This is a genomic window from Vibrio ordalii ATCC 33509 (genome assembly GCA_000257205.1).
GTDB classification, from domain to species: Bacteria; Pseudomonadota; Gammaproteobacteria; order Enterobacterales; family Vibrionaceae; genus Vibrio; species Vibrio ordalii.
The window spans coordinates 20,399-40,459 of record AEZC01000115.1; the positions used below are offsets into that span (position 1 = coordinate 20,399).

Annotated in this window: 21 protein-coding genes and 1 pseudogene; 7 read left to right on the forward strand and 15 right to left on the reverse strand. The window is 47.9% G+C overall.

Going from position 1 to position 20,061, the window contains the following annotated elements; translation table 11 throughout:
- Positions 1 to 162 precede the first annotated feature (162 nt).
- Together VOR_RS0108605 and VOR_RS18705 are read left to right on the forward strand one after the other, a co-directional pair.
- Positions 163 to 513 (forward strand): GlpM family protein, encoded by a 351-nt coding sequence (locus VOR_RS0108605; protein WP_010319305.1) that lies wholly within the window; start codon positions 163 to 165, stop codon positions 511 to 513.
- 98 nt (positions 514 to 611) lie between these two features.
- A pseudogene (locus VOR_RS18705) lies at positions 612 to 719 on the forward strand (AbrB family transcriptional regulator); the annotation flags it as partial.
- Positions 720 to 767: 48 nt separating this feature from the next.
- Here VOR_RS18705 and greB read toward each other — a convergent pair.
- Positions 768 to 1,250 carry a transcription elongation factor GreB gene (gene greB, locus VOR_RS0108610; RefSeq protein WP_010319306.1) on the reverse strand — a complete coding sequence of 161 codons (483 nt, stop codon included), beginning with the start codon at positions 1,248 to 1,250 and terminating at the stop codon, positions 768 to 770.
- 343 nt (positions 1,251 to 1,593) lie between these two features.
- Here greB and VOR_RS0108615 point away from each other — a divergent pair, with 343 nt between their 5' ends.
- Positions 1,594 to 3,924, forward strand: coding sequence for a Tex family protein (locus VOR_RS0108615; protein ID WP_010319307.1), 2,331 nt, complete (start codon positions 1,594 to 1,596; stop codon positions 3,922 to 3,924).
- Positions 3,925 to 4,089: 165 nt separating this feature from the next.
- On the opposite strand, the gene VOR_RS0108620 is transcribed toward VOR_RS0108615, so the two are convergent.
- Both VOR_RS0108620 and bioH read right to left on the reverse strand, forming a co-directional pair.
- Positions 4,090 to 4,560 carry a hypothetical protein gene (locus VOR_RS0108620; RefSeq protein WP_010319308.1) on the reverse strand — a complete coding sequence of 157 codons (471 nt, stop codon included), beginning with the start codon at positions 4,558 to 4,560 and terminating at the stop codon, positions 4,090 to 4,092.
- A gap of 172 nt (positions 4,561 to 4,732) precedes the next feature.
- Complete coding sequence (bioH, locus tag VOR_RS0108625; RefSeq protein ID WP_010319309.1) at positions 4,733 to 5,497, reverse strand: pimeloyl-ACP methyl ester esterase BioH; 765 nt, start codon at positions 5,495 to 5,497, stop codon at positions 4,733 to 4,735.
- A 146-nt stretch (positions 5,498 to 5,643) separates the two neighbouring features.
- Here bioH and VOR_RS0108630 point away from each other — a divergent pair, with 146 nt between their 5' ends.
- The 4 genes from VOR_RS0108630 to cysQ all read left to right on the forward strand — a co-directional run bounded on the left by VOR_RS0108630 (position 5,644) and on the right by cysQ (position 8,585).
- Positions 5,644 to 6,345: an amidophosphoribosyltransferase gene (locus VOR_RS0108630; protein WP_010319310.1), complete on the forward strand. Its 702-nt coding sequence runs from the start codon at positions 5,644 to 5,646 to the stop codon at positions 6,343 to 6,345.
- A gap of 99 nt (positions 6,346 to 6,444) precedes the next feature.
- The gene (gene nfuA / locus VOR_RS0108635; protein WP_010319311.1) at positions 6,445 to 7,032 is read left to right on the forward strand and encodes a Fe-S biogenesis protein NfuA; all 588 of its coding nucleotides are present in this window, start codon (positions 6,445 to 6,447) and stop codon (positions 7,030 to 7,032) included.
- 155 nt (positions 7,033 to 7,187) lie between these two features.
- The gene (gene nudE / locus VOR_RS0108640; protein ID WP_010319312.1) at positions 7,188 to 7,733 is read left to right on the forward strand and encodes an ADP compounds hydrolase NudE; all 546 of its coding nucleotides are present in this window, start codon (positions 7,188 to 7,190) and stop codon (positions 7,731 to 7,733) included.
- A 24-nt stretch (positions 7,734 to 7,757) separates the two neighbouring features.
- The gene (gene cysQ / locus VOR_RS0108645; RefSeq protein WP_010319313.1) at positions 7,758 to 8,585 is read left to right on the forward strand and encodes a 3'(2'),5'-bisphosphate nucleotidase CysQ; all 828 of its coding nucleotides are present in this window, start codon (positions 7,758 to 7,760) and stop codon (positions 8,583 to 8,585) included.
- Between the two features lie 81 nt (positions 8,586 to 8,666).
- Here cysQ and VOR_RS0108650 read toward each other — a convergent pair whose 3' ends face one another.
- Genes VOR_RS0108650 through gspC form a run of 12 tightly spaced genes read right to left on the reverse strand, consistent with a single transcriptional unit; the run spans position 8,667 to position 19,890 of the window.
- A complete protein-coding gene (locus VOR_RS0108650; protein WP_010319314.1) occupies positions 8,667 to 9,425 on the reverse strand; it encodes a type II secretion system protein N in 759 nt (252 codons plus the stop codon).
- Positions 9,422 to 9,919, reverse strand: coding sequence for a type II secretion system protein M (locus VOR_RS0108655; protein WP_010319315.1), 498 nt, complete (start codon positions 9,917 to 9,919; stop codon positions 9,422 to 9,424). Before VOR_RS0108655 ends, VOR_RS0108650 begins: the two co-directional genes overlap by 4 nt.
- A gap of 10 nt (positions 9,920 to 9,929) precedes the next feature.
- A complete protein-coding gene (gspL, locus tag VOR_RS0108660) occupies positions 9,930 to 11,141 on the reverse strand; it encodes a type II secretion system protein GspL (protein WP_010319316.1) in 1,212 nt (403 codons plus the stop codon).
- The gene (gspK, locus tag VOR_RS0108665) at positions 11,110 to 12,129 is read right to left on the reverse strand and encodes a type II secretion system minor pseudopilin GspK (protein WP_010319317.1); all 1,020 of its coding nucleotides are present in this window, start codon (positions 12,127 to 12,129) and stop codon (positions 11,110 to 11,112) included. The genes gspL and gspK overlap by 32 nt, the downstream gene beginning before the upstream one ends.
- Positions 12,116 to 12,769: a type II secretion system minor pseudopilin GspJ gene (gene gspJ, locus VOR_RS0108670; protein ID WP_010319318.1), complete on the reverse strand. Its 654-nt coding sequence runs from the start codon at positions 12,767 to 12,769 to the stop codon at positions 12,116 to 12,118. Before gspJ ends, gspK begins: the two co-directional genes overlap by 14 nt.
- Entirely contained in the window at positions 12,756 to 13,118 is a 363-nt protein-coding gene (gene gspI / locus VOR_RS0108675) for a type II secretion system minor pseudopilin GspI (protein ID WP_017045697.1), read from the reverse strand. The genes gspJ and gspI overlap by 14 nt, the downstream gene beginning before the upstream one ends.
- Complete coding sequence (gene gspH, locus VOR_RS0108680) at positions 13,102 to 13,680, reverse strand: type II secretion system minor pseudopilin GspH (protein WP_010319320.1); 579 nt, start codon at positions 13,678 to 13,680, stop codon at positions 13,102 to 13,104. The genes gspI and gspH overlap by 17 nt, the downstream gene beginning before the upstream one ends.
- Before the next feature lie 34 nt (positions 13,681 to 13,714).
- Positions 13,715 to 14,158: a type II secretion system major pseudopilin GspG gene (gene gspG, locus VOR_RS0108685; protein ID WP_010319321.1), complete on the reverse strand. Its 444-nt coding sequence runs from the start codon at positions 14,156 to 14,158 to the stop codon at positions 13,715 to 13,717.
- Positions 14,159 to 14,208: 50 nt separating this feature from the next.
- Entirely contained in the window at positions 14,209 to 15,429 is a 1,221-nt protein-coding gene (gspF, locus tag VOR_RS0108690) for a type II secretion system inner membrane protein GspF (protein WP_010319322.1), read from the reverse strand.
- Positions 15,429 to 16,928 carry a type II secretion system ATPase GspE gene (gene gspE, locus VOR_RS0108695; RefSeq protein WP_010319323.1) on the reverse strand — a complete coding sequence of 500 codons (1,500 nt, stop codon included), beginning with the start codon at positions 16,926 to 16,928 and terminating at the stop codon, positions 15,429 to 15,431. The genes gspF and gspE overlap by 1 nt, the downstream gene beginning before the upstream one ends.
- Entirely contained in the window at positions 16,925 to 18,955 is a 2,031-nt protein-coding gene (gene gspD / locus VOR_RS0108700) for a type II secretion system secretin GspD (protein ID WP_010319324.1), read from the reverse strand. Before gspD ends, gspE begins: the two co-directional genes overlap by 4 nt.
- A gap of 38 nt (positions 18,956 to 18,993) precedes the next feature.
- Positions 18,994 to 19,890 carry a type II secretion system protein GspC gene (gspC, locus tag VOR_RS0108705; protein WP_010319325.1) on the reverse strand — a complete coding sequence of 299 codons (897 nt, stop codon included), beginning with the start codon at positions 19,888 to 19,890 and terminating at the stop codon, positions 18,994 to 18,996.
- Positions 19,891 to 20,061 lie beyond the last annotated feature (171 nt).

Genomic DNA, 20,061 nt, shown 5'->3' on the forward strand with positions numbered 1-20,061 from the left:
ATGATACAACATGCCGCCGAATAAAAAGAGTGGCGGCCATTTTACTTGGATTTGAAGAAATGTTGCAGAGAAAATAACAAACCCGCCAATGAGCATTTCTACTTATTCAGTGAGTGATTTATAGTGGGCAACACTTACCCTATTCTGACAAAAGGACATGTCATGGCGGCTCTGTTTTTCAAGTGCCTACTTGGTGCGCTTGCAGTGTTAATCATTGCCCTGCTCTCTAAAAGCAAAAGCTTTTTTATTTCTGGTCTTGTACCGCTGTTTCCTACCTTCGCTCTGATTGCGCATTACATTGTCGGCACCGAACGCACAATGGAAGACCTACGCACCACCGCATTGTTTGGCCTTTACTCGCTTATCCCGTATGCGGCATACCTGTTGGCAGTATACTATTTCAGTTACCGGCTGCCCCTCACCAGTACACTAGTGTGCGCTACTTTAGTTTGGTTGGCCTTTGCTGCGTTATTACTGGTCGGTTGGACGCGTTTAAACCCTGCGATAGCCTAAACCATCATCATTGCCAGCGGTCATATCGACACCGGAGAAAGCCAAACGCAAACACTACAACCTGAAGAACTAGAGAATCGGTGGTATTTGCCACCGCACTGCAGGGCATGGACCCCGCGTTTGTCATGATCAACCACGCCCTACTGCTGCTCTACTCGCTACCCGCCGTGCTGAACAAGCCGTTAGAGGCGTTGCGAAGCAAGTGAGATGGCTAAAATGAGCGACCGAGGAATATTTTGAACCGAATACTCCGTTCACTGCCCTTTTTCATACTCAATCGAGTTAATAAACCACTCTTTGATCCCTGTGGGCGTGGGCACTTGAACCTCGTCATCAACCTCTTTTTTCAGCAGAGCGCGCGCCATCGGTGAATCGATGGAGATGTAATCTTTCGCGTCACCGTAAATCTCTTCTGGGCCCACAATGCGAAAGCGCTTTACATCACCCGCTTCATTTTCAATTTCCACCCAAGCACCGAAAAACACTTTCCCCTCTTGTTGAGGCGAATAATCAACTATCGTCACTTCCGGTAAAAATTTTCTCAAAAAACGAATTCGGCGATCAATTTGCCGCAGTAAACGCTTATTAAAGGTGTAGTCTGCGTTTTCAGAGCGATCCCCGAGGCCAGCAGCCCAAGTGACTATTTTGGTAATTTCTGGCCGTTTTTCATGCCAAAGATGGTCATGCTCTGCCTTTAATTTATTGTAGCCCTCACGGGTAATCAGTTTGGTCTTCAAGATCTTTTCCCATTACACAGCGCCGCACATTCAAGGTAGCCGCGGGTTATACATTCATCACGATGGCTTGCTACTATACTGTCATTTTCGCTCGGCACCAACTGACTGAACTTATCTTTAGCCACCAAACTCATCTTCGGTTTTAGCGCTGCCAACGCTGAAAAATGACATCAAAATCACACGCGTTACGTGACCTCTTTGGCACAATCGGGTAGAAGGTTATCTCACTAATCTCATAACAGCGCGCCGTTAGACTAGAAATAAGTCTAACGTGCCCCAATAGTTACCCTATTCAAACCACCCTGAGTGGTGGTGCTACTGAACTACAAAAGAGAAACCACGGATGAGCCAAGCTATCTGCAAATTGATCGCACAAGAGCTAAATGTGCGTCTTGAGCAAGTGACAGCGACTGTCACACTTATTGATGACGGAAACACCGTTCCTTTTATCGCCCGTTACCGTAAAGAGGTCACGGGTGGGCTAGACGACACCCAACTGCGTACCTTAGACAGCCGTTTATCCTATCTGCGCGAGCTCGATGATCGCCGCCAAACCATTCTGAAATCGATTCAAGAACAAGGCAAGCTCACCGCCGAGCTGGCACAAGAGATCAACCAAGCGGATAGTAAAACTCGCCTTGAAGATCTCTATTTACCCTACAAACCTAAGCGTCGTACTAAAGGTCAAATTGCGATTGAAGCAGGGCTTGAACCACTGGCAGACAAGCTGTGGAATGAAGCGCAAACCGACCCTGAAACCGAGGCCGCACACTATGTGAACACCGAGAAAGGGATCAGTGATATCAAAGCAGCACTGGACGGTGCACGCGCCATTATCATGGAACGCATTGCTGAAGATGCCAACTTGCTGGACAAAGTGCGCCGTCATTTGACGCGCAGTGCCGAATTGGTCTCTCGCGTGGTCGAAGGCAAAGAGCAAGCAGGGGAGAAATTTAAAGATTACTTCGCGCATAATGAAACGCTCAGTAAAGTGCCTTCACACCGAGCATTGGCCATGCTTCGCGGCCGCAATGAAGGCTTTTTAAGCTTGAGCATGAATGCCGACCCAGAGCAAGAAGAGGGCGTGCGCCAATCGTATTGCGAAACGCTGATTGCGCAACACTATGGCATTCACTTAAGCAGCGCCCCTGCCGATGGGTGGCGCAAGCAAGTGATCAGTTGGGCGTGGCGCATTAAAGTGTCAATGCACATGGAAACCGAACTGATGGGCGCAATGAAAGAGCGTGCCGAAATCGAAGCGATTGAAGTGTTTGCCACCAACTTAAAAGATTTGTTGATGGCCGCACCGGCTGGCCCACGCGCCACTCTCGGCTTGGATCCTGGTTTGCGAACGGGTTCGAAAATTGCGGTAGTGGACGCCACGGGTAAAGTACTGGCAACTGAGACGATTTATCCGCATCAGCCGCATAACCAACATGACAAATCAGCGAAAATTGTTGAGCAGTTGGTACACCAATTTAACGTCGATTTGATTGCGATTGGCAACGGTACCGCATCGCGCGAAACCGATACTTTTGTCGCCGATGTCATTAAGCGCGGCAACCTGAAAGTGCAGAAAATCATTGTTAGCGAAGCAGGGGCCTCGGTCTACTCAGCCTCTGAACTGGCGGCCAAAGAGTTCCCCAATATGGATGTGTCGCTACGCGGCGCGGTGTCGATTGCTCGCCGCCTGCAAGACCCACTTGCCGAGCTGGTGAAAATCGATCCGAAATCGATCGGTGTGGGCCAATACCAACACGATGTCAGCCAGTCGATGCTCGCCAAACGCTTAGATGCGATTGTTGAAGACTGCGTCAACGCGGTCGGCGTGGATGTGAATACCGCCTCTGCCGCGCTGTTAACACGCGTGGCTGGCTTGTCTAACGCACTGGCGCAAAACATCGTTGATTATCGGGATGAAAATGGACGCTTCGCCTCACGCGCTACATTGAAAAAAGTCGCGCGCTTAGGGCCAAAAGCATTTGAGCAATGTGCGGGCTTCTTACGCATTATGGATGGTAAAAATCCACTCGATGCCTCTTCGGTTCACCCAGAAGCGTATCCAGTGGTGAAAGCCATCGCCGAAAAAAATAGCAAAGAGATCAAAGCACTGATCGGCAATAGTGAGTTTTTGCGCAATTTACACGCCGTCGATTATACCGACGAGCATTTCGGCCTGCCGACTGTCACTGATATCATCAAAGAGCTCGATAAACCGGGCCGCGATCCACGCCCTGAGTTTAAGACCGCGACCTTTGCTGACGGCGTGACTGAAATGAAAGATCTGGAAATTGGGATGATTTTGGAAGGCGTGGTATCGAACGTGGCCAACTTTGGTGCTTTTGTCGATATTGGCGTTCACCAAGATGGCTTAGTGCATATCTCTGCGCTGACCGATCGTTTCATTGCCGACCCACGTGAAGTGGTGAAAGCAGGCGACATCGTCAAAGTCAAAGTGATGGAAGTCGATGTGCAGCGAAAACGCATTGCACTCTCGATGCGCTTAAACGATGAGCCGGGGCAAGATAACCGCAGCCAACGCTCTGGCGCAACAAGTGGCAACACGCGTTCGCATCAAAATAGTAGCCAATCGCAACGCCGTCGTGAAGAGCCACAACAAAACGCGGCAATGGGTGGAGCTTTCGCCGCCGCCTTTGCTAAAGCGAAAAAATAGCGGCGATGCGTAACTTACTGGATATGCGTAACTTACTGGATAAACGAATCACAGTGAAAAGCACCTAACCGCGTCGCTTATACCAGAGCCGCAAAAAACAAATCCCCACTGTGGCAAACGCCTAAGTGGGGATTTTATTTATCGCGATAGGCCGTATTCATCGACCTACAACACCGCAATCACTTCAGAAGGTGTATTGGGTGCAACCGCGTGACCATAATAGTACTTAATTACAGTTCGCCGGCGCGCCATTTTGCCTTCAGTTATCGCAGCATCAATAATGTGTTTAGGTAGCCTAAACCGCATCGTATAGCCTTTACCTTGATCCTTGCTGTAGGTGGCGAGAGCGAGCAAGTCAAACAGCCTTTCGAGCTCGCTTTTCTGCTCCTCTTGATAAGAAGTCGATGTTGCGTATTCGGTGCCAACCTCATAGCTTGGGTGCTCTGAAGGGTCCCATGACGACTGTTTTCGTCTTTTATCATCCGCTTTTACCTTACGTTCCGCGTTGGTTTTAGCCAGTTCGACGGTTGGCATCACAGGGGCGCGGATCCGATTATCACGCGCGGCCTGTTCCGTTTGCACATTAACCGATGGGGCGATAAGTGGCACACTTACGTTCGTTGGTGACACCATCATAGCCGAAACCTCCTCAGTATCGCCCGCCCCGATAGACCTGCTTTCGCTCAGCACTACTGGGTTAGACTTTATATCGACCAGACTGCTCAAACTTTTAGCAAATTTATTCTTAATTTAACATTTTTACCCAACGGCTTGACCCTGTAGGTAGACATGTATGTGTATCAATACGTTAACGTGCAAAAGCGATGAGCTGCTGGCAAAAATCGTCCAGTTCTGTGATGAACGGTGCGTGGGAAGAATTGCCAAAAATGTACTGCTCGCTATTGGGCAAGGTTTTTTGTAACTCTTGCGCCACTTTAACCGGCACCAAACCATCAAGCCGACCATATAGACGAAGCATGGGAATCGAGAGTGCTGTCAACGGCTGGCGCAAATCCACCTCGGCCAACATGACCAAACCCGCTAACAATGATTGTGGGTTCGGCGCTGGCCGTGATAACACCGCTTGTTTTAGGTATCTCACATCTTGCTTTGCCTGAGGGCTTCCCATCGCTTGCAGCGCCATAAAGCGCTCAACAGTAGCCTGAAAATCGTCCATTAACTGTTCAGTAAAGGCACTGAGCACTTGAGGGAGAATGCCATGCCACGGTTTCTGTGCCGCAAATTTAGGAGAACTCGCCACAGTGACCAATTTGCTCACATAACTTGGGTGATGCAGTGCCATATGAGTCGCCACTAACCCACCCAAAGACCAACCGACCCAAATGGCTTGTTTAGGCGCTTGCATGATTAGCGCTTGCGCGATCTCTTCTAGATCAGCGGCGTGGCTAGCAGCGCTGTGACCATAACCGGGCAAATCAACCACGTGTACACGAAAATGTCCTTTAAGCACATCGACCGCCTGCTGCCATACCGCACCATTCATCCCCCAACCGTGCACCAAGACAAGATCATCGCCCTCGCCTGAGGCTTGCCAATATAACGCTGTGGCCATGCTCACAAATTCTCCGACTAAATTCACACTTCTTCGCTGAAAAAACACCGATCATACACTCACTCACTTGCAATCACGGTCAACACAAAGACTGATTTAAGTTGCAAGAGTATAACCACACTTCGTTTCACAACTTTGGTTGAGTTATGTTATCGCATTGGGTTCAAAAAACCATCACTCGCTTGGTAAGTCGTCAGTGTCTACTGTGTCGTTTACCGATTGAAACTCACCAAACTGGGTCTTGGTGCAAGACCTGCCTAACCTATTTTGCACCACAACCTCGCTGCCAACAGTGCGGCCTACCAACGCTTATCAGCGTGCCTCAATGCGGGCAATGTTTAACGAACCCTCCGCCTTGGCAACGCTTATACTGTGTCGGTGACTATGTTTTTCCGCTCAATCACACCATTCATCAACTTAAATATGAAGGGCAATTTTGGCAATCTCGCCATTTGAGTGCCTTGCTTGTCCCAAGGGTTGATACTCCCGCCCCGCTCATCACTAGCGTTCCGCTGCACTGGCAACGGCGCTTAAAACGCGGCTTCAATCAAAGTGCACTACTTGCCTCTCAATTAAGTCAACAACTGGGGGCTAGCTGCGATAACCAGTTGCTCAAACGCAATCGCGCAACGCCCCAGCAGCAAGGGCTTTCTAAATTACAGCGCAAACAAAATCTCAAACATGCATTCACACTACGGCACCTTCCCACGCACAAGCACATTGCACTTGTTGACGATGTAGTGACCACGGGCAGTACCGTGCAGCAAATCTGTCAATTACTGCTTGAAGTCGGTGTCGAAAGGATTGATATTTACTGCATATGCCGCACTCCTGAACCTAAAGATTAACCAACACGGTTTTATTTAGCGCGTAAAAAGGACTGGATCCGCCGTGTTTCAGGAGTAGAATGGCAAATAATAACCTATAAATTTACTCAGGTATTCGTCGTGTCAAATTCTATTATTATTACCGAAACAGCCCAAACCCATTTCGGCAAGTTGCTTGGGCAACAGCCTGATGGTACTAACATCCGAGTTTTTGTGGTCAATCCAGGCACTCAAAATGCAGAGTGTGGCGTCTCTTACTGTCCACCAGAGGCAGTGGAAGCGACTGATACTGAAATTGCCTTTGAAGGTTTTTCTGCGTATGTCGATGAACTGAGCTTGCCGTTTTTAGAAGACGCAGAGATCGATTTCGTCACTGATAAAATGGGTTCACAACTGACACTTAAAGCTCCGAATGCGAAGATGCGTAAAGTGTCTGATGACGCAAGCCTGATTGAACGTGTGGAATATGCGATTAAAACTCAAGTCAACCCGCAGTTAGCTGGCCATGGTGGTCATGTCAGCTTGGTTGAAATCACCGAAGATGGTATTGCGATTGTCGCCTTTGGTGGCGGCTGTAACGGTTGTTCAATGGTCGATGTCACCCTCAAAGAAGGCATTGAAAAAGAACTGCTTCAACAATTTGAAGGCGAATTAACCGCGGTTCGCGATGCCACTGAACACGATCGTGGTGAGCACTCTTACTACTAGTGACTCGCTAGATACGTGGATTACAGAAAAACGAAGCCGAGATGCGATTCTCGGCTTTTTTATACTTAAAATCATTTGCCGCGCTCAAGTCCTTTTCAATTAAGGTCATTTTCTCATATAGTTAGAAAAGTCATTTGCCTTACGGGAATTAGTGTATGCCAACCAAAAAACTGCCCGAAATTTTAGCTCAAAGAACGGCAGCTCAATCGACCCTCTTTACCATCGAATCATTAGATTTACGCTTTTCTAACGGCGAACAGCGTACCTATGAACGAATGAAACCGAGCGGCCGGCATGCAGTCATGATGGTGCCAGTAACGGCACAAGGAGATTTACTGCTGGTTCGAGAGTATGCCGCTGGTACTGAACGCTATGAGCTCGGATTCCCTAAAGGTTTGATTGACCAAGGAGAAAGCCCGCAACAAGCAGCAAATCGTGAACTCAAAGAAGAAATTGGTTTTGGCGCAAGCACCTTAACCCCCTTAAAAGAGGTGGTACTTGCCCCCTCTTACTTTTCGAGCAAAATGACACTCTTCTTAGCACAAGATCTATACTCAGAAGTAATGGAAGGCGATGAACCCGAACCTTTAGAGGTCATTCGCTGGCCTCTGGCCCAAGCAGAAGAGCTACTGACTCACCTCGATTTCTGTGAAGCCCGAAGCATTACCGCACTACTGCTTGCTCTGCGCAGCCTAAAATAACAAAGTAGAGCTATAGGATTGATGATGCCAACAGCCAATAATTTATCTTACTTACTGCCTGACGTAATTGAAATCGCTCGCTCTGCCGGGCAATTGATTCTCGATATTTATGAGAAAAAAAACTACGAAGCGTTCACCAAAAGTGACCACACCCCAGTCACCAGTGCTGATCTTGCTGCGCATAAACTGATCTGCGAACGACTGAGTGAACTCACGCCAGATATTCCTGTTTTGTCGGAAGAGGCGGCGGACATTAGCCTAGAAAAACGCAGCCAATGGCAGCGATACTGGTTGGTTGACCCGCTTGATGGTACGCAAGAGTTTATTGCGCGCAGTGGCGACTTTGCCACCATTATCGCACTGATCGAAGAGAACCAACCAGTGATGGGCGTCGTCTATGGGCCCGTTTCTGGCGTGACCTACTACGCCTACGCAGGCAAAGGCGCATGGAAGATCCCCGACATGTCTGAAAGCTTGCGTATTGAAACACACAAGCACGAAACCGTTGGGCAATCCATTGCGATTGCGATCAGTCGCCGCCAAGATATTAACCGTATTACAAGTTGCATGAGCAGCGCATGGAATTATGAGTTAGTGCCGCTAGGATCGGCAGCGCTGAAAGCGTGTTTAGTCGCGGAAGGTGCTGTCGACTGCTATTTGCGTCTCGGCCCAACCGGTGAATGGGATACCGCCGCCACGCAATGCATCGTAGAAGAGGCGGGCGGACGCATCCTTAACACGCAACTGCAACCGCTGTCCTACAATGAGCGTGAAACGTTAGAAAACCCCAACTTTATTGTGTTAGGGGATGCTGATTTGCCTTGGAATACCATTTTACAAGTCAAACCATAACGGCCATTACCAATAAAAATGCTGAGCAATAGACTCAGCATTTTTATTGGGGGTATGAAATGATGACGGTTAAAAAACCAATCAAAGCTGGCCTTGATAATTAAACTGATATTTACCCTGGTTGTCTGGCGCTCCAATCCACTGTAATTGCTCCGCCATTTCGGGTGGGAATTGCGCTTCAGGTTTAAACCACGCTTTTGCACTGTAACTCATATCTGGTTGCAACTGCAGGGCAAACTCACTGCTCATTTGCTCACTGTTTTGCTGGCCGTTCAATGTCATCTGATTGCTTTGACATTGCAGATCTGCCACTACCGGACCAAGCGAGAGCTCTCCTAAAGGTGAGTCAACTCGGCCATGGGTCCACGCAAGTGAGCCTTCGGCAGATTCACACCACGGGCTATCATAGCGGTAATGGTTTAGCGACAATTCGACTTGCCCCTGAAAAGTCACTGGCACAGGCAGAGGAAACAGCGCCGCTAATTTATTAGCCGCGACAGAAACCACAACCTTGTCCGCGTAGGGGCCAGCAAACCCAAGGCCAAGATTGCCTTTGCCACGAACCCCCATATCACCACCACGCCCAAAGCGTACCGCCACTTCAAACTTGGCCATCAGCAGTTGCAATACTTGGATGTCCCAGTTGAGATCGCCGACATTTTGCCCTTGCCAAAACAGTTGTTGAGCACTACCAGACCACACCGTACCGTCAACACCAGTGACACGCATGACTTCGGAAGAGGAAAGTTGATTCATCACCAAGGAGGCAGGAATATGCGCGACCACACTGATGAGAAAAACCATTACAAGGAACCCGCTATAGAGCAATTTCTTTTTCACTCACCACCTCGCTTCAGTTGTAAGCGTTTTACTTCGACAACGCCACTTTGCTGAGCACGGTTGATGTCCATAAACTCGACATCGACACCTTGCTGCTCTTTTAGAAAGGCAAGCCAATCCACCAATTTAGAGAAAGGAAGTGGTTGTATCCAAACCTGCATCATTTCATCACGCGGTTGAATACGAATAAGCTCAATTTGAAAACGCTGCACACTTGATGAGATGACTTGATTGAGCGGTTGCGCCGTTGCTACCACGCCACCTTGTGCGCGCAATTGAATAATAGCATCAGCCTTATCCGTCACCCAATTAAGCAATTGTCTTTCACTGATAATCCGGGCTTGCGCAAGCTCAGCTTTCTGATTAAGTGGCGCTAAAACACCCCAATAAATGATCGCAACCACACACAGCGACACACCACCTAACAGTAATTTTTGTTCACGAGGGGAAAAGGCCGCCCATCGTTGTTGAAGTGCGCTCAGGCTATTTTTCATGTCACTCACCTCACAAACCTTTCAGTATAAAGGTGCCGTTGACAACGGCACCCGCACGGTTTAATTGTCCTTGCTCAACCACAAACTGCTTTTCCAATTTAAGGCGCGCTTGTTCAAAGCTTTCAAAATCATTGCTTTGAACTTCAAGACGAATTTCACCCCGATTACCATCGTATTTAACACTTTGCAACTGCATATTCGGTACGCTGCCGACACTACTGGGTAGTTTCGACAACCACTCTAGCATCGCCCCATTAGCTCCGCCGCCAGAGAGTCGAGCGACTTCATCGTTCATCTGTCTTTTCAGGTAACTGATGGTGGGTATTTTCTGTTTATCAGGAAAAACCGCACGAAAAACACGTTCACTCTCCGCTCGATAAGCATCGGCTTGCGCTTCGTAGTGCCCTGCTTGCAAAAGATGGTGGCTGGTTGAAATCACAATCAACACAGCGGCCGCTAATGCGCTTTTTTGCCATACTTGCCAATGCTTCAAAAACGAGGACTTGGTTTTAAAACTTCCCGTCAGTAAAGTCACTTTGCTCGCTATCGCTTGCTGAGTCAGCAACGCCATGACTAAATGAGGCTCGGCCTGTTGCCAATGTTGTCCTTCAGCCAGTGTCAGCTCAGGGAGCGGGGTATACGCCTCAAGTGGTAAATAGTGCCCATCTTGCTTGACCCACTCTGCAGCACTAAACAGCGTTAACCACTGCGGTTCAATGCTCACCCCTAAATACTCACCTTTACGGATTAACCATTCTTGGCCGATCTGCAGTGCCGACAACCCCTCTGATGCAGGGATAGCCAACACATCCGGTAATACCTTTTTCACGTCAAAACCCGCGGCTTTGAGCTCATCTAAGCGGGTACGCAACCAAGCACGATCCACCCCGACAACGTAAGCAGTGGAAGCGGTTTTATGCAAAATTGAAAAATGCAGCTCATCCACATCTTGTGCGATCTCATCTTCGATTAGATAAGGCAGCATTGACTCTAAGCGACGAGCTGCCCCTGATGGAATCGCGACCTCAGTCAGAACTAAATCACTGGCAGCGAGCAGCACAATCGTGGCGCGTTCAGCCGCATAGCTAGAGAGCTGAGATAGCTGCTCCCATCCGGATATTTCACCGCTGGCAATCACTTCTTGCTGCTGTGTTGACCACACCAGCCAAGGTATTTCAGCGTCTTGTTGACTACTCAGCCGAACGGTCAGAAACTCGCTCACTGATCCCTCCAAAGCGACGGCGTATGACCGTTGCGGTTTCTCTATTATCACTAAACAATAAACTGCGAATACGAACTCGCGAGTCATCAACCAAGATTTGAGCATCCAGTTCAAAATAAGCACTATCGACAGCTAGGTACTGTTTCGCTTCTTCTTTCACTTTGCTCTCCACAGCGGCCAATGCGGCCTCTGCGAGAAAATTGTCTACCGATGCCCAACCATCAAATGGTCGGCTCTCGAGTAAGTTTTTTGCATCCCCTTCACTTAAGTGCGGGCTGAACATCGCCACCAATAACTTGGCATGATCGGGGGCCAAGGTATTGATATTCAAACGCCAATCATCAGTGGGGAGAGTGCAGATATAAGGTGCTATTTTATTCATTACATCCCCGCTCACCTGCTGAACCGCGCGCAGCTCACTGCTATCCGCAAGTAAACTATTCGCCGCCAGATAAGCAGGAGACATTGATTCATAATGGCTGTCTTCTACGCCATAAGAGGACTGTACGTTTGAGTCGCTATCAATATACTCCCAAGCCGAATCGGCAATCACTTCGGCTTGATAGCTTTCAACCTCAAGCTCTTCCAATAACCGTTGCAACACCTGCACCAAATAGGGTTTTTCGACACTCCCTGCCGCAGGTCTGGCTCTCGAGAGTACATTCAGGTTAAAACAAGCCTGTTTATCAAGGATGCGCCCTTTCAGAGTGCCGTAATCCAATGGATACGTTTGCTCTTTCATCGCCCAAGGTTGACTTAAGTTAATCGTTTCGCTGTCTTTGTAGCTCTGCTCAATAGCAACTTTGGCTAAAGCTTCACTGCCCACACTATACCAATAGGCTTGCTGATAACTAATTTGATTATTCGCCCTTTGAAACTGTGTGAATAAACGCTCGGACATAGTTGCGGCAATCGACACCATAATCGCCAACAACAACAAGATAACGATTAACGCCACACCACGTTGGGCTCGATTAGGGTGCGCCATTATTATCAGCCTCTTTATTAGTCAAATTGATGCCACCACCAGCAGTAAGGTAGATACGCTCAATCTCGCCATAATCTTTCAGCGCCAATTTCACGGCCACCGCCTGTGGGATTTTCAAGCCATCACTCCACTCTTCACTCCATTGAGCTTGGTTATAAAAGCGCAGCGACAGTGACTCAACATCATGTAACAATGGCGTGATAATCCCTTCTTGCCCTGCGGGAGTATCAGGATAACGCCACCATATACGCTCTAACACGCCCTCTTTAATTCGGTAGCCGACCTTAGTGACTTCCCCGCGTGGAAATTGCTGCTGTGGGTTATGCCAACCTAAGCGTGCAAACAGCACTCCTTTTTGATCGGAGTCGAGCAAGTACTCTTTCCAAATCAGCATCTGTTGACTTGGCTCTTCACCATTGGTGCGAAATTGACGCGTTGCCATCTGCCGAAAATCGCCATCCATTAACACCATGGCACGCTGCAATTCGTTCAAACGTTGGCTACGTTGGGCTGAAATCTCATTACTGCGCTGGACTTGGTTCAATACTTGGTAAGCACCAACGCTCAAACTAGCGAAAATCGCAATCGCCACCAGCACTTCAATCAGGGTAAAGCCTTTGCTTTGTTTATTTGGCGACATAACTTCTCACTGTCACCAAAGGTGATCCTTCTTTTTCACTAGCCACGCTGACATCAAAAGCTTTCAATAAATTATCCGCAGTGGGTACTAAAGTGACTTTCCAATACCAGGTTCGACCCGCCAATACTTCACTGCCATTTTTCGCTTGTACGTTTTGAGGAGTAAGCATCACTTGCGCCATCTGGTTATCGACCACCATGGCGGCAAACGCTTTTTCTTCCAAATAACTCACGGTATTGATGTGTTGGCTGACCGAACGAATCACACTGATGGAAGCGGTGGCAAAAATAGCCAGCGCCACCAAGACTTCTAACAGCGTCATCGCTTTTTGTTTACCCATCGATCGCATCTCCCGGAGCGAACAGCGTGATTTCCCCGTTTTCTTTCACTACCACTCGCCAGCCTTGCTCTGCATCTTGCTGATTAAGGTGGATGCTCAGGACAAAAGGCGTCAGCTCACCACTTGATAAAATAAACACTTGTGGTGGTAATTGTTTTTTTTGCTCGCCTTCATCAGCAAACTTATCGTCATCAAACAGACTGCCCGGTTTGAAGAGTCGATCATCGTTTTTCCATGTGTTTCCTCCCAGCTCAAACTGGAGAGATAATCCCTCAGGCAGTTGGAGCTGTGAAGCCATTTTCTTGCTCTCTAGCGGCTGCCATCCCTTGTCCTCCATCGATAGGAAAACCAGATGCGATTTTTTTTCATCGACCCGCAAACCAAAATCTTTGCCACTGAGAATGGCTTCTTCATTGCTCAGTTGTAGACGCTGATAAAGGCTCATCGCGTACTGTTTCGCATCATCGTTGTTCGTGCTAGGTAGCGTCGATATAACGGCCACAGCACTGAGCGAGAGCAGCACGAGCACCAGCAGTATTTCGAGTAGGGTAAAACCGCGTTGAGATAGCATCAGATAAATGGGGCGGCTAAGGCCGCCCTCTCTCTTATTGGAAATCTTGCATGTTCCAGTTGCCTATGTCGGCACTGGCGCCTTCGCCGCCTTCTTGACCATCAGCACCCAGCGTGAAGATATCAATCGTACCGTTATCACCAGGGCTTAAGTATTGATAAGGGTTGCCCCAAGGGTCATTTGGCAAACGGCGAATATAACCGTTATCGCGGTAGTTGCGTGGCTCAGGATTCGACGGTTTGGTCACTAGCGCTTCTAAGCCTTGATCTGTCGTTGGGTACACGCTGTTGTCTAATTTATACATATCCAACGCATTTTCGAGTGCGACAATATCGGTAATCGCTTTTTGTTGGTCAGCTTTTTCTTTATTACCGAGCAAATTAGGCACAACAAAACTCGCCAAAATACCCAAAATAACTACAACCACCATCACTTCAAGCAAAGTAAAGCCCGACTGTTTATTTGTTTTTGTTCTCATTCCAATCTCCAACATAGTTTGGCCGTGATCATTGCAGAATTCAGTCATGATCAACGACTCATTAAATTATTCATTTCTAAAATCGGCATCAAGGTCGCCATCACGATAAACAGTACCAACCCAGCCATCAATGCAATCAGTGCCGGGGTAAAAATACCTAATGCGATGTTGACCGTCGATTCAAAACTCGCGTCTTGGTTATCGGCCGAGCGCGTCAGCATACTTTCGAGCTCACCACTTTGTTCACCACTGGCGATCATATGCAGCATCATCGGTGGAAATAACTTGGTTTGCTCAAGCGCTTTACGCAAGCTCGACCCTTCGCGAACATTGTCAGCCGCCAACAATACTTGTTGCTTGACGTATTTATTGGACATCACATCCACCGCCACACGCATCCCATCCAAAATAGGAATCGCACTGGAGGTACAAATCGACAAGGTTCGCGCAAAACGCGCGGTGTTGAGACCGCGAGTGATTTTGCCAATCAACGGCATGCCGATGATTTTTTTATCCCACTTCAACCGCAAATTCGGCTTGCTTAGCAACCATCGGACGAGATAAATCAAGATCACCAATAGCACCAGCAATTGGACACCCCAATGCTGGATAAAATCACTTGAGGAGAGTAAAAATTGAGTCGACTTCGGTAATTCTTGCCCCATTTGGACAAATTGTCCGACAATTTTAGGCACCACAGCCGCCAGCAAAAAAGCCACAATACACACCGCGAACACCACCAACACCACCGGATAAATCATCGCTTGTTGTAACTTGGAACGCATTTTTTGGCGATTTTCAGCATAGTCCGCTAAACGCTCAAGCACCGAATCCAAATGGCCTGATTTTTCGCCCGCTTCAACCATCGAACGAAACAGGTCATCAAAGATATGTGGATAATCACCCAAGCTGTCTGACAAGGTATAACCCTCGGTCACTTTGGAGCGAACAGCGGCCAGCATGTTGCGAATGCGCGGCTTTTCCGATTGTTCAGATACCGCTTTCAAACACTCCTCCAGTGGCATACCCGATTGCACTAAAGTGGATAACTGGCGAGTAATGAGCGCTAAATCCGGTGTACTGATACCGCGCTTAAAACTGAAAGGCGATTGTTCACGCTGAGCCGCTTTCGCTTGCGTCTCAATGAGTTCAATCGGTATAAGCCCTTGCTCTTTTAAGCGCTGGCGAACCTGCCGAGCATGGTCCCCCTCAATAACACCCTTCTTTTGTTTGCCTTTGGCATCGAGCGCTTTATATTCAAATGCCGCCATTATGCTTCCTTCGTCACTCGCATCACTTCTTCAAGTGAGGTAATGCCTTTCAGCACTTTATCGAGCCCGTCATCGCGAATGCTTGGTGTTTTCGCGCGCACCGTTTTTTCAATCGCTTGCTCTCCAGCTTCGCTATGAATTAAGGCTTGTACCTCATCATCAATCAGCAACAATTCATGTATACCCGTTCGGCCTCGATACCCTTTGTGATTACATTTGTCACAACCCTTCGGACGATACAGTGTCAGCGACTCTTTTTTCTTACAATTGAACAGTTTTTTCTGCTCATTGTCGGCTTGGTAGGCCTCTTTGCAATCTGGACATAAGGTGCGCACTAAGCGTTGTGCCAATACGCCAAGCAGCGATGATGAGATCAAAAAGGGTTCAATTCCCATATCGCGCAAACGTGTTATCGCACCGATGGCGGTATTGGTGTGCAAAGTCGACATCACCAAGTGTCCGGTTAAAGACGCTTGTACCGCAATCTGCGCGGTTTCTAAATCACGAATTTCCCCAACCATGACCACATCCGGGTCTTGACGCAAAATAGCACGCAATCCTCGCGCGAAAGTCATGTCCACTTTAGGATTGACTTGAGTTTGGCCGATACCATCAATATCGAACTCAATCGGGTCTTCAACGGTTAAAATATTACGCTCGTTGCTGTTGAGTTCTTGCAGGCCAGCGTACAAGGTGGTGGATTTTCCTGAACCGGTTGGACCCGTCACCAAAATAATGCCATGCGGTCGTTTGATTAATTGACGGAAGCTTTCGTGGTTGGCGGCCGTCATTCCTAGACTGTGCAGATCTAAGCGCGTGGCGTTTTTATCTAGCAAACGCATCACCACACGCTCACCGTGAGACGAAGGCATGGTGGACACGCGAACATCGACCGCTCGACCGCCAATGCGCAATGAAATGCGTCCATCTTGTGGTACACGTTTTTCAGCGATATCAAGCTTAGCCATTACTTTGACGCGTGAAACCAGCAACGGCGCTAATTTACGACTCGGCGCTAACACTTCACGCAGTACTCCATCGACACGAAAACGAATCGACAAGATTTTCTCAAAGGTTTCAATGTGAATATCCGACGCGCCCTCTTTGATCGCTTCGCCAAGCATGGCGTTGATCAATTTGATGATGGGCGCATCGTTTTCTGACTCTAACAAATCTTCATTTTGCGGCAGCTCTTCGGCTAATGAGAAGAAATCATCACTGTCAGCACCAATATCTTCCATTAATTGTCGCGCTTCTGACGAGTCTCGTTGGTAAGCTTGGGTCAGCTTACTTTCAAATTCGGCCAGTGAAATTTCAACCAAGTTGAGCGGCTGTTTCACGACTCGTTTCACTTCGACTAATGATTCGATAGCCAGCGGTGCGACATAAAATAACGTCGGCAGCTCGTTGTCTTCTACCAGCTCTAATACCAATTTAAAACGATTGGCAAAGCTAAACGGTAAACGACGGTAGTGAGGTTGCGACAAAACTTCGGTCATTGCTGTTTTTCCATTTGTTCGATGAAGGCTTGTACTTCCGCAGAATGGGTACGGTCATCACCAAACTTGGGCAGCACAGGGATATTGTCGTTCGCCATCAGCTTCAAACCACGATCAGCGTTATAGAGCTGCTCAGCACGAATGTAGTTGTACTTACGCTGAGTGATGCCATCGGCCGTCATGCCATCACGAATGATGGTCGGCTTAATAAAGACCATCAGGTTTTTCTTCTCAACTTGGGTACTGGTCGATTTGAACAAATAGCCTAAAACCGGTATATCGCCTAATAGTGGGACTTTGGATTCACTTTCGACCGCGCGCTCATCAATCAACCCCCCCAAAACTAACATTTGCCCGTCTTGAATGATGACCGATGTGTTTAATTGACGCTTTGCAAAACGGACATCGACGGCACCATTCGCTCCTAATACGTTGGATACCTCCTGTTCAATTTTCAATTGAACTGAGTCGCCTTCGTTGATTTGTGGTACCACTTTCAGCTTGATACCGACCTCTTTGCGTTCTACGGTTTGGAAAGGATTATCGTTATTTGCGCCCGCTCTCGAACCTGTTAAAACAGGTACCTCTTCGCCCACGATGAAGGAGGCTTCTTCATTATCCATCACGGTAATACTCGGTGATGACAAGATATTCGAGTTGGAATCACTCGACACGGCGCTGATAAGGGCCGTCCAGTCGCCCATCACTAAGCTCATGGCTGCACCATTGACGGCGCCGAGCGCTGACGCCAAAGTAGAGTAATCCCCTTTAGTGGTGGTGTTTTCATTGCGCAAGAAATTACCATCAGAATCATAAACCGCTTTACTGGTGGTGGTATCTTTAGCTTCTTCCAAACCAATCATTACATTACCGATTGGCGCGCCCGCATTGCCATACTGAATCACAGAGCCGTTGTCGAGTGAGCCCCATTGCACGCCTAAGTTGATGCCATCCCCTTCAGCCATTTCAACAATCAGCGCTTCAATCAATACCTGAGCGCGACGAATATCCAACTGCGCAACCACATCTTGTAGCTCTTTCATGATGTCTTGCGGGGCGGTAACAATTAACGAATTGGTCGGTGCATGTGCTGAAATCATCACTTCGGTGCGTTGTGAACTTTGCCCTGTTTTTTGCCCAGACTGTTTCTCGGCCTGCAAGTTGTCAGACACCCCTTTCAACACATCAACCAAATCTTCCGCTTTCGCATTCTTAAGGTAAATGACGCGGTTATTACCTCTGGTCGCCATTTCGACATCAAGCTGAGTGATCAATCGCTTTAGGCGCTCACGAACTTTAGGATCACCTGAGATCAAAATCGAATTGGTACGATCATCGGCCACCAGCTTAGGTTGCAAAAACTCTGGGGTATTTTTGGCATCCGTGGTTTTGTTTAATGCCTCCACAATACGCACCATTTCAGCGGCAGATGCATTACTCAGTTCCACCACTTCGATGTCTTTGTCACCGGCTTGGTCAACTCGTTTGATGATATCGGCTAAACGGTTGACGACCGCAGCACGACCTGTAATCAAAATGATGTTCGCCGGATCATAATGCACTACGTTGCCCGCTCCTGCGTTATCGATCAACTGGCGCAGCAAAGGTGAAAGCTCTCGTACCGAAACATTCCGCACCGCAACAACGCGCGTGATCACGCTATCACCGTTCTCTTTTCCTTCATCGCCAACCACAGGAATCGCAGACGTTTTGGCATCTTTCGACTTGATCACTTTGAGCACGCCGTTGTCCATCTCCACCACGGCAAAACCATACACTTCCAATACATTCAAAAAGAAGCTGTAGTATTGCTCTTCATTAAGCGTGTCATAGCTGCGGACATCGACCTTCCCCCGAACTGAAGGATCAACAATGATTGTTTTTTCAAGATTACGGCCCACGATATTGATGAATTCTTGAATATCGGTGCCTTTAAAGCTGGCACTAAAATCGTTTGCCATGACTAACGGCGATGACAACAAGCCACCCATCAATAACCATGTCGTTTTGTTTAACCAATGCTTCACGTCTTACTCCCTAAACTCATGCTCATGCATCAGTCTGTCTAAAATTGGATATAAATGTCATGGGATTGCCCGTCTCTTTCGACTGTTAAGTTCATTTCGGTTAACTCAGAGACTGACTGAAAAATCTTATTCATGGCGTCTGGGTCCGTTAAATCCTGACCATTTAGCGCGATTGCGACATCGCCATCTTGTAGCCCTACCGACTCAAACAGCTCAGGAGATTGCCCGGGGCTCACTCGGTATCCAAGCACTTTGTCATCACGTTTCACTTGCGACAGGCGCACATATTTAAAGATTTCTTGCGGATTGCTGGCAATAGCGGCGCGAATATCATCCAACTTCTCTTCTGCAGACGCTGGGTTATTACCACGCACATTCGATGCAACAACGCGCTCAGGCGTTGCCACACTCTGTTTATGATAGTCAATTCCATCCAACATCAAGGTTTCATCGCGCCCCGAGTTATCAATAATGACGCGATCATTGAACACCGCTTTCAATTTGACACGGGTTCCTTCGATGACTTCGTTAACACCATAGGTCGCTTGACTGCCACGATTTGCGATTACCGCTAGACTCTTACTCGGTTCATTGCTCGCCACCACCCCAACCAATAATAAGCTAAGGCTGGTTTTAGGTGCATCTTTGACCACAGGCTGTGCGGCTTCGACCTTCTGCTCGCTATAGCGACCAAATAAACTTCCTTGTTGTAAAGAAGAGAGATCAAGCGAACGCACCGCATTCGGCGTTGATGCGATTGCTCTTGGAGACCAAGGCGTTATATCAACCGCGTTTTGCTGCATCAGCCACACCATTTTTCCCAGAATCCAAGCCGATATGATCAGCAATACTAAGGCAATAAATTGGCTGATTTGTTTCTGCCATTGCGGTATTTTTTGTAGCAAACCTGCTTGCCATAAGCGAGATGAGGTCATACTGCTAAAATCGATTTGCCTCAAAAGATGTCCTCACTGATATTTGTCTTACTTCAATTATGATGTTTCACATTTACGAGCCGTTAGCCAAACAGAAAGCTGCTGATTAGCCTCAAACTATGCTTTCATTTAAAACTATGCTTCCATTTAAAACTAGGGTTCCATGTGAAT